The organism is Caballeronia sp. LZ029 (assembly GCF_031451275.1).
Lineage (GTDB): Bacteria > Pseudomonadota > Gammaproteobacteria > Burkholderiales > Burkholderiaceae > Caballeronia > Caballeronia jiangsuensis.
Genome location: NZ_JARUXO010000002.1, coordinates 714,052 through 727,865 on the forward strand (window position 1 = coordinate 714,052; position 13,814 = coordinate 727,865).

Sequence of the window (13,814 nt, forward strand, 5' to 3'; positions counted from 1 at the left end):
ATTTGAAATGCAATCGTTCGATATGCAGTCAATGGAGGCCTGGACATGAAGAAGAATTCCGCCGCCGTCTGGATCCTGGTCGCGATGGTCATCGGCATCGGGGTCGGCTACATGATCTACACGAGCTTCCCCGACAAGAAGACCGCCACCGAAGTCGCCGGCTACATCGCGCTCGTGTCGGACGTCTTTCTGCGGCTCATCAAGATGCTGATCGGGCCGCTCGTGTTTTCCACGCTGGTCGTAGGCATCGCGCACATGGGCGATGCGGCCTCCGTCGGGCGTGTGTTCGCCAAGGCGCTGGGCTGGTTCATCACCGCGTCCCTCGTTTCCCTGCTGCTCGGCCTGCTGATGTCGAATCTGCTCAGACCCGGCGACAACCTGGGCTTGCCATTGCCCGACATCGGCGCATCGGCGAATCTCGCGACCTCGAAATTCACGCTGAAGGACTTCGTCGGCCACATGGTGCCGCGCTCGTTCGCCGAAGCGATGGCCAATAACGAGATCCTGCAGATCGTCGTTTTCTCGATGTTCTTCGGCGTCGCGCTCGCCGCGCTCGGCGATAAAGGCAAGGTCCTGCTCGCCGCGATCGATCAGCTCTCGCACGTGATGCTGAAGATCACCGGCTACGTGATGAAGCTTGCGCCGCTCGCCGTGCTCTCCGCGATGGCGGCCACCGTCGCGGTCAACGGGCTGACCATCCTGCTGAAGTTCGCCGTCTTCATGGCGGATTTCTATCTCAGCCTGTTTCTGCTGTGGGGCCTCCTGGTGCTCGCGGGCTTCGCGTTTCTGCGGCGCCGCGTCTTCAGGCTGCTGTCGCTCATCAAGGAAGCGTTCATGCTTTCGTTCGCGACCGCGAGTTCCGAAGCCGCGTATCCGAAGATCCTCGACGCGCTCGACCGCTTCGGCGTAAAGCGCAAGATCTCCAGCTTCGTGATGCCGATGGGCTACTCGTTCAACCTCGACGGCTCGATGATGTACTGCACCTTCGCGACGCTCTTCATCGCGCAGGCGTACAACATCCATCTGTCGCTCAGCACGCAGATCACGATGCTGCTGATCCTGATGCTGACGTCGAAGGGCATGGCCGGCGTGCCGCGCGCGTCGCTGGTCGTGATCGCGGCCACGCTCAATCACTTCAACATTCCCGAGGCGGGGCTGCTGCTGATCCTCGGCGTGGATACCTTCCTCGACATGGGCCGCTCCGCCACGAACGCGGTCGGCAATTCCATCGCGAGCGCGGTGGTCGCCAAGTGGGAAGGCGAGCTGTTGTCGGAACGGGACGCGGCAGCCAATGCGGCGCGCATCGAAGCCGAACAGGAAGCCTCGCTGGCGCATCCGGCGCAGGTCTGAAGGAGGCGAGCCATGAAGACGCAGCGCTTCTGGGCGGCGCTGGCTCTGGCCAGCCTGCTCGCCGTGGCCTTCGTCGCGCGCGCGGCCGACGACGTGCAGACGCCGCCGCCGAACAACGACGCCTACGCGCCCGCAACCTTGTCGGGCACGCTCGCGAAGGCGCGCGACACGGGCACGATCGCGCTCGGCTATCGCGAATCGTCGGTGCCGTTTTCCTATCTCAATGCGCGCAAGGAGCCGATCGGCTATTCCATCGAACTGTGCAAGGCGCTCGTCGCGGCGGTCGGCAACGCGGTCCACAAGACCCTGAAGATTCAGTGGGTGCCGGTGACGCCGGAGAATCGTATCGATGCAGTCGCCGATGGCCGCGTCGATCTCGAATGCGGCTCGACCACGAGCAACGTCGAGCGCCAAAAGCGCGTGGCCTTCTCGCCGATCTTCTTCGTGGCCGGCACCAAGGTGATGGTCAAAAAAGGCTCGCCGATCCGGTCGTTTCGCGATCTGGCGGGAAAGAAGGTCGCGGTGACGGCAGGCACCACCAACGAAAAGGCGCTGCGCGACATCGACAAAAAGTTCGGCCTCGGCATTCAGTTGCAGGTCGTGCCGGACCACGCGGAAGGCTTCGCGCGCGTGGCGAACGGTCAGGCCGATGCATTCGCCACCGACGACGTGCTGCTGTACGGCCTCATCGCGGAGAACGCGGCGAAGGGCGGCGCGTATCAGGTAGTCGGCGATTATCTGTCGTATGACCCGTACGGCATCATGTATCGCAAGAACGATCCGCAACTCGCGCAAGTGGTGAGGGACACGTTCCAGGAACTCGCGGCGGACGGCGAAATCGAGCGGCAGTACAAGCGCTGGTTCCTGCAACGTCTGCCGTCGGGCACGAGCCTCGACATGCCGATGAGCGCGCAGCTCGAAAGCATCATCGAGACGATGGCGGGCGGCGAGGCGCAGTGAGCGCGCGCCGCTATTCGTCCACGAGCTGGCGCACGCGCGCGGCGAGCGTTTCGATCGCGAACGGCTTGGTCAGCACCTGCATGCCGGGCTCCAGACGGCCGTTGCCGATCACCGAGTTTTCCGCGTAGCCGGTGATGAAAAGCACCTTCAGATCGGGACGCGTCTGCCGCGCGGCATCGGCCATCTGGCGGCCGTTCATGCCGCCGGGAAGCCCGACATCGCTGATGAGCAAATCGATCCTGACATTCGACTGCAACAGCTTCAGGCCCGCCACGCTGTCGGCGGCTTCGATCACCTGATAGCCGGCCTCTTCGAGGACATCGACGATCAGCATGCGCACGCTCGGTTCATCGTCGACGATCAGCACCGTTTCGCCCGCCTCCGCGCCCGAAATGGGCGACGCGGCGTGATCGGCGGCGTCGCCATCGACACCGCCATAGAAACGCGGCAGATAGATGCACACCGTCGTGCCCTGCCCGGCTTCCGAATAGATCCGCACCTGACCGCCCGATTGTCTCGCGAAGCCGTAGATCATCGAGAGACCGAGGCCGGTGCCCATGCCGATCGGCTTGGTGGTGAAGAACGGATCGAACGCCTTCGCGATCACGTCGGGGGTCATGCCGGTTCCGGTATCCGTCACGCATAGCGACAGGAACTGGCCTTCGGGCATGTCGTGGGTCTGGGCCGCGCGCCGGTCGATCCATCTGTTGGCGGTTTCGATCGTGATGCGCCCGCCGTCGGGCATCGCGTCTCTCGCATTGAGGCACAGGTTCAGGAGCGCGTTTTCGAGCTGCCCCGAATCGACCAGCGCGGGCCACAGACCCGCCGCGCCGACAGCCTCGACCCTGATGCCCGGCCCGGCCGTGCGCTGAATCAGATCGGTCATGCCGTTCACGAGCGCGTTGACATCCGTGGGCCGCGGATCGAGCGTTTGCCGCCGCGAAAACGCGAGCAGCCGGTGCGTCAGCGCCGCCGCGCGCCGCACCGCGCCTTGTGCCGCGACCACGTACTTGTCGACTTCGGCGATGCGTCCCTGGCTCAGCCGGATGCTCAGCAACTGCAGCGAGCCCGACACGCCCGCCAGCAGATTGTTGAAGTCGTGCGCGAGGCCGCCGGTGAGCTGGCCGACGGCTTCCATCTTCTGGGCCTGCCGCAGTTGCTCTTCCGCGCGCATCAGCTCCGCCGTGCGCTCCGCGACCCGCTGTTCGAGCGTTTCATTGAGCGAGCGCAGCGACGCGTCCGCGCGATCGCGTTCCTCCTCTGCATGCTTGCGCGCCGAGATATCGCGAAACAGCACCGATACCTGCCGCAGGCTTGCCGGTTCGACGCGCGCCGCCGACACCTCGATGTGCCGTCCCGCTGTCAGAAAGTAGCGCTCGAATCGGGTTGGGACGCCGGTGCGCAGCACGGTGCCGTAGAGTTCGATCCAGTGGTCGGCCTCGGTCGGATCGATCTCGCGCAGGGTTTTGCCCATTACGTCCGGAATGCCCGTGTGCCGCTCGTATCCCGAGTTCGCTTCGACGTGAACATAGTCGCTGAGCAGTCCATGCGGGCCGTCGAAGAACTCGATGATGCAGAAGCCATCGTCGATTGCGTTGAAGAGCGCGCGATAGCGCGCCACGGCGGAGAGACGATGTGCGTCGGAATCGGGGACTTGGGTCATCGGAGGAAATACGGTTGATCGCGCGGCGAGAGCTACGGCAACCCTAGCACACGGCGCACCCGATAAAAACGTCCGTGCGCGCGACGAACTTTCGTCCAGTCTTCCGCGGCGTTTCAGGCGGCGCTTGCCAGCATCACCCGATTGCGGCCGCGTGCCTTCGCGTCGTAGAGCGCCTCGTCGGCGGCGCGGATGAGCGCGCTCACGTCGTCATTGCGCTCGGGCCGCCAGCTCGCGAGGCCGATGCTCGCCGTGACGCGGCCGAACTCGCTGCCCGCGTGCTCGATCGACAGATCGCTGATGGCCGCGCGAATCTTCTCCGCGATTTTCGCGGCGCCATCGGCGGGGGTGTCGGGCAGCACGACGACGAATTCCTCGCCGCCATAGCGCGCCGCGGTGTCGCCGGGCCGCCGGATGTTGTCGCCGATGCAGCGCGCGACGGCGGCGAGCGCGTCGTCGCCGGCCTGATGGCCGTAGGCATCGTTGAACGCCTTGAAGCGATCGATATCGACGAACAGCAGGGAAAAGAGACTGCGCGTGCGACACGCCCTGCGCCATTCCTGATCGAGAATCTCGCCCAGCGTGCGGCGATTGTGCAACCCGGTCAGTCCATCGGTGCGCGCGAGCAATTGCAGTTCCGATTCCGCGCGCATGCGCCGTCTGAATTGCGCGGCGAGCACGAACGACAACGCGATGAAGCCGGCCGCGAGCACGCCCATCGTCGAACCGATGATGAGCGCGCGCCGCCGCCACGCCGCGTAGATGTCCTCTTCCCCTTCGGCCACCATGATGATCAGCGGCAGGCTCGGAAAGTTGCGGAAATAGTAGAGGCGGCGCCGGCCGTCGATCGACGATGTCTCCGTGAAACTGCCCTGCTCGGCCGCGCGGAAGTGCCTGAAGGTGTCGGCCTTGCTGATGTCGCGGCCGATCACGAGCGGGTCGAAGGGTTGACGCATGATCATCTCGCCGTCGCGATTGATCAACGACACGGCGCCGTGCGGTCCGAGCGAAAGCCCCGCGAAGAGATTGCGAAAGTATTCGAGGTTGATGGAGAGCATCGCGACGCCCGCGAACGAGCCGTCGGGATGCGACAGCCGGCGGCTGAGCGCGATGCTGGGCGCGCCGCCGCGCAGCCGCGATGTGTAAGGGCTGCTGAGATAAAGCCCGGTGTCGGGATTGTCGCGCTGCACCGTGAAGTAACGGCGGTCGGCAAAGTTACCTGCTCTGGGCGGCAGGCTGCCGGAATCGATGACGATTTTGCCGGTCTCGTCGAGCACGAGGATCGAGCCCAGATCGCGGGCGGTCGCGGCCCGGTCGAACAGCACGTCGTTGCGCAGGCGGGGCGGCAGGCTGATCACATCGTCGCGCTGTACGCCCTCGACGACCGCTTGCAGCGACAGCTCGTACAACTCGAAATTACGCTCGATATCGCGCTCGGCGAGCAGCGCCAGATTGCGCGACGTGTCGCGTGCGCGATCGAGCGCATCGACTCTGCCCTGATACAGAACCAGCGCGCAAAGCCCCATCATGACGAGCGCGATGAGCGTGCCGCACAGCACGATGACGTGCGGCGTCGATGTTCGCGCGCGCGGCGGCGGCTGCGCGTTGAGACTCGGGTTGTAGATTTTTTCGGTTGCCACTATTTGGGGGTCCCCGGAATCCTGCATCGCGAGTTTTTCTTTGCTCTGAACGGTCCTCGGTCAGCGAGCCAGGTCGTTATTCTCTCCTATTTGTCTGATTTGGGTATGGGGAAGGGATTTTGGACGCATCGCAATGCAAACCAACGCTGTCTCAACGACGCCCCTCCGCTCGCTTGAGCCTGCCGCTGTAATACCGCTCGCGCGAAACGCGGATCGCCGTGTCGAAGTCCGGTTCCGTTGCGAGATGCTTGTGATCCACGCTGACGAGCCATCCTTGCGCGGAACGGCACCAGCGGATTCGCCCTTCGTCATAGAGTTCGGAGAACCAGCGCCAGAGCGTGGCGTCCTCCTTGTCGGCGAGCTTGGCCGCGTCGCTTCGCACCTTGTCTTCAATGATCGCCAGCATGGTTGTCGTGGCCTCAGGCCAGTTCGTTCGCGAGTTCCGGTACGACCGTGAAGAGATCGCCGACGAGACCGTAATCGGCCACGCTGAAGATCGGCGCTTCCGGGTCTTTGTTGATCGCGACGATGACCTTCGAATCCTTCATGCCCGCGAGATGCTGAATCGCGCCCGAGATGCCGACAGCCACATACAGTTGCGGCGCGACGATCTTGCCGGTTTGACCGACCTGATAATCGTTCGGCACGTAGCCGGCATCGACTGCCGCGCGCGATGCGCCCAGCGCCGCATTGAGTTTGTCCGCGAGCGGTTCAAGCGTCTTCGTATAGTTCTCGCCGCTGCCCAGCCCACGTCCGCCCGACACGATGATATTTGCACTCGTCAGTTCCGGACGATCCAGCTTCGTCACTTCACGGCTCACGAACTGCGAGATGCCTGCGTCGGCTGCGGCTTCGATCTTTTCAACCGCAGCACTGCCGCCGTCTGCTGCAACCGGATCGAAGCCCGTCGCGCGAACGGTGATGACCTTGATCGGATCGCTCGATTGCACCGTCGCAATGGCGTTGCCCGCGTAGATCGGACGCTCGAAGGTATCGGCGCTATCGACGGCGGTGATATCGCTGATTTGCGCGACATCGAGATGCGCGGCGATACGCGGCGCGATGTTCTTACCGTAAGCCGTTGCCGGCGCGAAGATATGCGAATAGTCCTTCGCGATGTTCAGCACCGTGCCTTCGACATTCTCCGCGAGGCCGTCGGCGAGTTGAGGCGCATCGGCGAGCAGCACCTTTGCGACGCCCGCGATCTTCGCCGCCGCATCCGCCGCGCGCTGCGCGTTCGAACCTGCGATAAGCACATGCACATCGCCGCCGATCTTCAACGCAGCCGCAATCGTGTTCAACGTCGCTGCCTTGATCGACGCGTTATCGTGTTCCGCAATAACTAAAGTCGTCATCAGATTACCTTCGCTTCGTTCTTCAGTTTCTCGACCAGCGTCTTCACGTCCGGCACCGTAATGCCCGCGCTGCGCTTCGGCGGCTCGACAACTTTCAATGTCTTCAGACGCGGCGTAACGTCGACGCCCAGATCGGCGGGCTTCACCGTCGTCAAAGGCTTCTTCTTCGCCTTCATGATGTTCGGCAGCGTCACATAGCGCGGTTCGTTCAGGCGTAGGTCGGTGGTGACCACAGCGGGAAGCTTCAAAGAAAGCGTTTCCGCGCCGCCATCGACTTCACGCGAAACAGTCGCCTTGCCATCCGCGACTACGACCTTCGATGCGAACGTCGCCTGCGGCAAGCCAGCGAGCGCCGCAAGCATCTGACCGGTCTGATTCGAATCGTCGTCGATAGCCTGCTTGCCGAGGATGATCAAATCAGGCTTCTCCTGATCGACGAGCGCCTTCAACAACTTCGCGACGGCCAAAGGCTGCAAGTCCTCCGACGTTTCCACCAGCACAGCACGATCCGCGCCGATGGCCAGCGCGGTACGCAACGTCTCCTGACACTGCGTCACGCCGCACGACACCGCGATAACTTCCGTCGCAACGCCCGCTTCCTTCAACCGCACCGCTTCTTCGACAGCGATTTCATCGAACGGATTCATCGACATCTTCACGTTGGCGATATCGACGCCCGTGTTATCCGACTTCACCCGGACCTTCACGTTGTAATCGACCACACGCTTTACAGGCACAAGTATCTTCAAATCCATCTCCCGGTTCGTTTTTGCCTGACGCGCGCTCAAGCCAGCGAAGCGCGCCCAAGTTCGATACATCGAGCGAGATGATGATCTTCATCGCCCAGTTGATGATCGATCATCACGAGCCGCTTCGCGTAATGAGCGAGCGGCAGCTCCCACGTCATACCGATCCCGCCATGCATCTGAATGGACTCTTCCGCGACGCGCGCGCCGATGCGCCCGATCGAATACTTCGCCGCCGACAAGGCGCGTTCACGCGCAATGCCCGATTCACCGACCGCCGCCGCCGCATTGATCGCCGCCGAGCGCGCCTGCTCGATTTCGAGCAGAACATCGGCCATGCGATGCTGCAGCGCCTGAAACGCGCCGATGGGCACGCCGAACTGCTTACGCGTGCGCAGATATTCGAGCGTGTGTTCCTTCGCGACATCCATCGCGCCGACCGCTTCCGACACGAGCGCGACGAGTCCATAGCCGAGCGCATGCGTGAGCACCGCGTAGCCATCGCCTTCCGTACCGACGAGGGCATCGGCTTCGAGTCTGACGTTATCGAGCGACACCTCGGCGGCCCGTCCGCCATCGATCTTGCGATAGCCGCGCACATCGACGCCCGCTGCATCGCGCGGCACCACGAAGAGCGAAATGCCCGCTTCGTCATGATCGCCGCCCGATGTGCGCGCCGACACGAGCAACACATCCGCATGTTCGCCCTGCTGCACGACGCCCTTCGCGCCGTTCAGCACCCAGCCGTCGCCGAGCCGCGTGGCGCGTGTGCTCACGCGTGCACGTTCGTAGTGCGAGCCGGGTTCGTCGTGCGCGAACGCGGCGATCGTCGCGCCTTCGATCATCTTGGCGATGATCTCGCGCTGCATATCGCTGCCGGCATATGCGAGCGCACGTCCGACGATCAGCGCATCGAGAAACGGTTCGACGACGAGCCCTCGCCCAAGCGCCTCGAATACGATGCTCACATCGAAGCCATCGCCGCCGAAGCCGCCGGCCGCTTCATCGAAGAAGGCGCCGATGATGCCGAGCTCGCAAAACCGCAGCCACATATCGCGGCTATATCCTTCTTCGGAACGCGCGATCCTGTCTCGCGCATCGAACCGATATTGCTCGGCGATGAAGCGGTTCAGCGAATCCGCGAGCATCCGCCGGTCTTCCGTGTGCTGGAAATTCATCGTGCGACTCCTTTAAAGCCCGAGCATCATCTTCGAGATGATGTTCTTCTGTATTTCGTTGGAGCCGCCGAAGATCGACAGCTTGCGATTGTTGAAGTACTGCGCCGCCGCGTTGGACGCTTCATCGTCGCAATCGTCTTCGATGAATTGCTGCGCATACGGACCCATCGCGCGACGCATCAGCGACGAAATCTCCTGACGAATTTCCGTGCCGCGAATCTTGAGCATCGAGCTTTCCGCGCCCGGCACGCCGCCGCCCGCAACCGCCGCGAGCACGCGCAGATTCGTCGTCTTCATGTTCTCCAGATCGATCTCGACACGCGCGAGCCGCGCGGCGAATAACGGATCGTCGATGAGCGCGCGGCCATTGCCTTGCAGCTTGCTCGCCGCCGCCTTGAGCCGGCCCAGCGCCGCCACCGAGAAGCCCACGCCCGCGATGTTCGTGCGCTCGTACGTCAGCAGATACTTCGCATAGGTCCAGCCCTTGTTCTCCTCGCCGACGAGATTGGCGGCAGGCACGCGCACATCGGTGAAGAACACTTCATTGACTTCGTGCTCGCCATCGAGCGTGATGATCGGACGCACTTCGACGCCCGGCGTGTTCATGTCGATCAACAGGAAACTGATGCCTTCCTGCTTGCGCACATCCTGCGCCGTGCGCACGAGGCAGAAGATCATGTTCGCGTAGTGCGCGAGCGTGGTCCACGTCTTCTGTCCATTGACGATGTAATACGTCTCGCCGTTCTCGATCGTGCGCACGGCTGTCGTGCGCACCGACGCCAGATCCGAGCCCGCGCCCGGTTCCGAATAACCCTGACACCACCAGTCGGAGCCATCGAGAATGCGCGGCAGCCAGTGACGCTTTTGCGCTTCGCTGCCGTACTTGATGAGCACCGGCCCGAGCATGTTCACGCCGAAGGGCACGATACGCGGCGCGCCCGCAATCGCGCATTCGTTCTCGAAGATGAACTTCTGTATCGCGGTCCAGCCGGGTCCGCCGTATTCTTTCGGCCAGTGATTCGCGAGCCAGCCCTTCGCGTTGAGAATGCCGTGCCATTGCGCCATGTCGTCACGCGTGAGGCGCTTGCCCGTATGCACTTTTTGCGCGATGTCTTCCGGCAAGGACGTGAGCAGGAAGTCCAGCACTTCCGTGCGAAACGCCTCTTCGTCTGCGGTGAATTTCAGATCCATGACTGCGGTTCCATGATGAGTTTGACGAAGCCCACGGCTCAGGCCGCCTGATTGAGGCTCGCGAAGTTCTTGCCGCGCGCGACCAGATCGACGATCAATGGCGACGCGCGCCAGAAGAGCGGATCTTCCTTCGCGAATTCGCGGATATCGGCGAGGACGTTATCGAGGCCGACGCTATCGGCGTAATGCATCGGGCCGCCGCGATAACGCGGAAAGCCGAAGCCGTGCATCAACGTGGCGTCGACATCGAGCGGACGCTGCGCGATACCTTCATGCACGATATTCGCGCCTTCGTTGATCATCGCGGCCATGTAGCGGCGCACGATCTGCTCGTCGTCGAACGTGCGCGGCTTGACGCCCGCACGCACGCGCTCGGCGTCGATGATCGCTTCGACTTCCGCATCCGGCGTGCCGGTACGCGCGCCGTCTTCGTAGCGATAGAAGCCGCGTCCCGTCTTCTGGCCGAACCAGCCGCGCTCGCATAGCTCGTCGCCGATGCGCACGTAGCGCGCATTCGGATCGCGCGTCGCGGCGCGGCGCTTGCGTGCGGCCCAGCCGATATCGCCGCCGGCGAGATCGATGACCTGATACGGTCCCATCGGAAAACCGAAGTCGCGCACGGCCTCGTCGCATCGTAGGTCGTGTCGCCTTTGAAGCGCTGCAACGCGCCCGCCTTCGTTTCGCGTGTCATGCGGCCTTTCGCGATCAGGCCGTCGTAGACCTTTTCGACATGCGCGCGGCCGCGTTCGAGCGATGCGCCGTCGCGTTCGATCATCGTCACCGCAAGACCCGCGTCCAGCAGCGCCACCGCGATGCCCGCGCCCATCGTCCCGCCGCCGATCACGCCGACTACGCGAATCGCACGCGGTTTCGCATCGCGCGTTTCGGGCGACTTCTGCGCCTCGCGCTCGGCGAAAAAGGCATGCACGAGCCCGGCGCGCTGCGGGCTTTCACGGCATTCGAGGAATCGCTCGCGCTCGAACCGCAGGCCTTCGTCGAACGGCAGATTCAAGGCCGCTTCCACGCAGTCGACGATCTTCAGCGGCGACAACAACCCCCGCGATTTCTTCTGCGTGTCGGCGCGCGCGGCGGCGATCGCGGCGGCGCTGGCTTCCTTGTCCACGAGACCGTGCGCGTTCTTCGTGCGGCGCGGCGCGGCGTGCGTCGCGATCAGTTCGTGCGTGTAGGCGAGGCCTTCGGCGAATACGTCATCGCTCTGGCCGACGCGATCGACGAGACCGAGGCGCAACGCTTCCTGCGCGCCGGCATGACGGCCGCTCAGCATCAGCGACAACGCCGCCTGCGCGCCGATCAGACGCGCCGAGCGCTGCGTGCCGCCCGCGCCGGGCAAAAGGCCCAGTTGCACTTCGGGCAGACCGAGCTTCGCGCCCTCGACGGCGATCCGGTAATGCGACGCCAGCGCGACCTCCAGCCCGCCGCCGAGCGCCGCGCCGTGAATCGCCGCGACGACCGGCTTGCTGCAAGCCTCGATGCGATTGCACACCTCGGGCAGCGAGGGCGGCACCGCGGGCTTGCCGAACTCGCGGATATCCGCGCCGGCGATGAAGTTGCGGCCCGCGCCCACGATCAGCACCGCGCGCACGGCGGCGTTCGCGTCGGCGGTTTCGATCGCATCGATGAGGCCGCGCCGCACGTCGGCATTGAGCGCGTTGACGGGCGCGTGATCGATCGTCACGACGAGGACGCTGCCACGCAATGCGTGCTGGACAGCTACGGTTTCGGGCGCGCTCGAAAGCGTCATGGATGGCGACTCCGGTTTGAGTATGTGCAAGCATTCTCGCGGGGACAAGCTTCCTTGACAATTACAGCGACCGTTGACAGACTGTCAAATCGCATTTGACAATCGGACGTACCGTGGACGTCAACGAACTCACGCTGCTGGTCGAAATCCTCGATGCGGGCAATCTCAGCGAAGCGGCGCGACGCCTGAAAATGAGCCGCGCCAATGTCAGCTATCACCTGAATCAGCTTGAAAAGTCCGTCGGCCTGCAGCTCGTGCGGCGGACCACGCGCCGCGTCGAGGCGACCGAACTCGGCCTCGAACTCTACGAGCATGGCAGGTCGATCCGGAACGCGCTGCTCGCGGCGCAGGAATCGGTGTCGACATTGGGGCAACGGCTACAGGGGCGCGTGCGGCTATCGGTGCCGAGCGGCTACGGGCAACTCGTGATGTCGGAATGGCTGATCGCGTTCAAGCGCGAGTATCCGGATATCGTGCTCGACGTGATGTTCGAGAATCGCGTCGAGGATCTGCTGCGCGATGAAGTCGACATCGCCGTGCGCGTGATGCCGGAGCCGCCGCCGAGTCTCGTCGCGCGCGACATGGGGCCGGTGCGCTACGTCGCGTGCGCATCGTCCGGTTATGCGGAGGCGCACGGCATGCCGACGCGGCTCGAAGAGCTGGGCGTCGTGCCGGTGATCACCGCGTCGGTGGTCGGCAAGCAGACGCGCGTCGCCGCCTATCTCGACGACGAACGTCACGAAGTGCTGCTGGAGCCGAGCGTGATCTCGGAGAACTTTCTGTTTCTGCGCGATGCGATTCTCGCGGGCCTGGGTGTCGGAATCGTGCCGGATTACGTCGTGGCGGAAGACATGCGGCGCGGCGAGGTCGTCACGGCGTTGGATGAATGGCGGCTCAGCATCTTCGGCACGCATATGTACATGCTGTATATGCCGAACCGGCATCACACGCGCGCGACGCTGGCGTTTATCGAGTTCATGCTGGATCGGTCGCGGAAGGCGGGACGCGGGCGGCTTTGAAGGAAGCGTTCGCATGGTGCCCCGTCACCCATGCCGCCCCCGCTCCGCGAACCATATCGCCACCGACATCAACGCAATCCCCGCCATCTGCACGCCGCTCAGACGCTCGTCGAAAACCAGCCAGTCGATGACGATCGCCACCGCCGGATAGACGAACTGAAACACCGCGATGCGCGCCGTATCGAGCCGCGCCATGCCGATATACATCAGCGTGTACGCGAGGCCCGTGTGGATCAGCCCGAGGCCCGCCAGCCACGCCCACGACATGCCCCACGCGGGCCAGCCATGCTGCGTCGGCCAGAGCCACAGCAGCATCGTGCCGACAGCGCACTGCCACCACGCGAGAATGCCGGCGGGCATGTCGCGCAGACGTTTCGCGATGATGGTCACGCACGCCATGCACAGCGAGCCCGCCAGACACGCGGCAACGCCCAGCCAGTATCCCGGCTGAAGCGCGCCGCCCGCCGCGTGCTCGACGATGCCCGTCGCCAGCACGAGCCCGCACATCGCAAGCGAAACCGCAGCGACGCGCTGCCCGCCGATCGCCTCTTTCAGCCACAACGCGGCGAATAACAGTACCCACATCGGCTGCACATGGAACAGCACGATCGCGACGCCCGCCGATATCCGCTCGACCGCGCCGAAGAACAAGGCCCAGCTCAGGACCATCAGCACGCTGGCCGCCAGCACCCACGGACCGTTGGCTCGCGTGAGAAACAGAGCGCGGGTTTGCCGCCGAGCGATCACCCACGCGCTCATGCCCAACAGGCCGAATGCGCAGCGAAACCACGTCGCGGTCAGCGGATCGGCTTTGGCCTCGTGCAGAAACACGCCGATCGTGCCGAGCAGCGCGCAGCCGGCGATAAACGGCCACGCGCCTGCCGTGCGTCGAGCCTCGCCCTGCGCAACGAAAGAGGATGAGTTGGTGTTCATGACCGCAGTGTGTGCCGCGA

At 63.9% G+C, this 13,814-nt stretch carries 11 protein-coding genes and 1 pseudogene; 3 read left to right on the plus strand and 9 right to left on the minus strand.

Annotation, left to right across the window (positions count from 1 at the left end):
- Positions 1-45 precede the first annotated feature (45 nt).
- Positions 46-1,350, plus strand: coding sequence for a dicarboxylate/amino acid:cation symporter (locus QCE73_RS18080; protein WP_035503884.1), 1,305 nt, complete (start codon positions 46-48; stop codon positions 1,348-1,350).
- 12 nt (positions 1,351-1,362) lie between these two features.
- On the plus strand, positions 1,363-2,310 hold the full coding sequence (locus tag QCE73_RS18085; RefSeq protein WP_309882762.1) for an amino acid ABC transporter substrate-binding protein: 948 nt from the start codon (positions 1,363-1,365) through the stop codon (positions 2,308-2,310).
- Positions 2,311-2,320: 10 nt separating this feature from the next.
- Here the strand turns inward: QCE73_RS18085 and QCE73_RS18090 are convergent, their stop codons facing one another.
- The 8 genes and pseudogenes from QCE73_RS18090 to QCE73_RS18125 all read right to left on the minus strand — a co-directional run bounded on the left by QCE73_RS18090 (position 2,321) and on the right by QCE73_RS18125 (position 11,842).
- Positions 2,321-3,973: a response regulator gene (locus QCE73_RS18090; protein ID WP_309882764.1), complete on the minus strand. Its 1,653-nt coding sequence runs from the start codon at positions 3,971-3,973 to the stop codon at positions 2,321-2,323.
- 113 nt (positions 3,974-4,086) lie between these two features.
- Positions 4,087-5,610, minus strand: a complete 1,524-nt coding sequence (locus tag QCE73_RS18095; protein ID WP_309882765.1) for a diguanylate cyclase — start codon at positions 5,608-5,610, stop codon at positions 4,087-4,089.
- A 151-nt stretch (positions 5,611-5,761) separates the two neighbouring features.
- Entirely contained in the window at positions 5,762-6,016 is a 255-nt protein-coding gene (locus tag QCE73_RS18100; protein ID WP_309882767.1) for a hypothetical protein, read from the minus strand.
- Between the two features lie 13 nt (positions 6,017-6,029).
- On the minus strand, positions 6,030-6,965 hold the full coding sequence (locus tag QCE73_RS18105; protein ID WP_309882769.1) for an FAD-binding protein: 936 nt from the start codon (positions 6,963-6,965) through the stop codon (positions 6,030-6,032).
- Positions 6,965-7,714: an electron transfer flavoprotein subunit beta/FixA family protein gene (locus QCE73_RS18110; protein ID WP_404989790.1), complete on the minus strand. Its 750-nt coding sequence runs from the start codon at positions 7,712-7,714 to the stop codon at positions 6,965-6,967. The genes QCE73_RS18105 and QCE73_RS18110 overlap by 1 nt, the downstream gene beginning before the upstream one ends.
- 35 nt (positions 7,715-7,749) lie before the next feature.
- Positions 7,750-8,889: an acyl-CoA dehydrogenase family protein gene (locus QCE73_RS18115; protein WP_309882772.1), complete on the minus strand. Its 1,140-nt coding sequence runs from the start codon at positions 8,887-8,889 to the stop codon at positions 7,750-7,752.
- 12 nt (positions 8,890-8,901) lie between these two features.
- Positions 8,902-10,080 carry an acyl-CoA dehydrogenase family protein gene (locus tag QCE73_RS18120; RefSeq protein WP_309882775.1) on the minus strand — a complete coding sequence of 393 codons (1,179 nt, stop codon included), beginning with the start codon at positions 10,078-10,080 and terminating at the stop codon, positions 8,902-8,904.
- 38 nt (positions 10,081-10,118) lie between these two features.
- A pseudogene (locus QCE73_RS18125) lies at positions 10,119-11,842 on the minus strand (enoyl-CoA hydratase-related protein).
- Positions 11,843-11,955: 113 nt separating this feature from the next.
- Between QCE73_RS18125 and QCE73_RS18130 the strand changes: the two are divergent.
- A complete protein-coding gene (locus QCE73_RS18130) occupies positions 11,956-12,861 on the plus strand; it encodes a LysR family transcriptional regulator (protein WP_309882777.1) in 906 nt (301 codons plus the stop codon).
- A gap of 24 nt (positions 12,862-12,885) precedes the next feature.
- Here QCE73_RS18130 and QCE73_RS18135 read toward each other — a convergent pair whose 3' ends face one another.
- Complete coding sequence (locus QCE73_RS18135) at positions 12,886-13,794, minus strand: DMT family transporter (RefSeq protein ID WP_309882779.1); 909 nt, start codon at positions 13,792-13,794, stop codon at positions 12,886-12,888.
- Positions 13,795-13,814 lie beyond the last annotated feature (20 nt).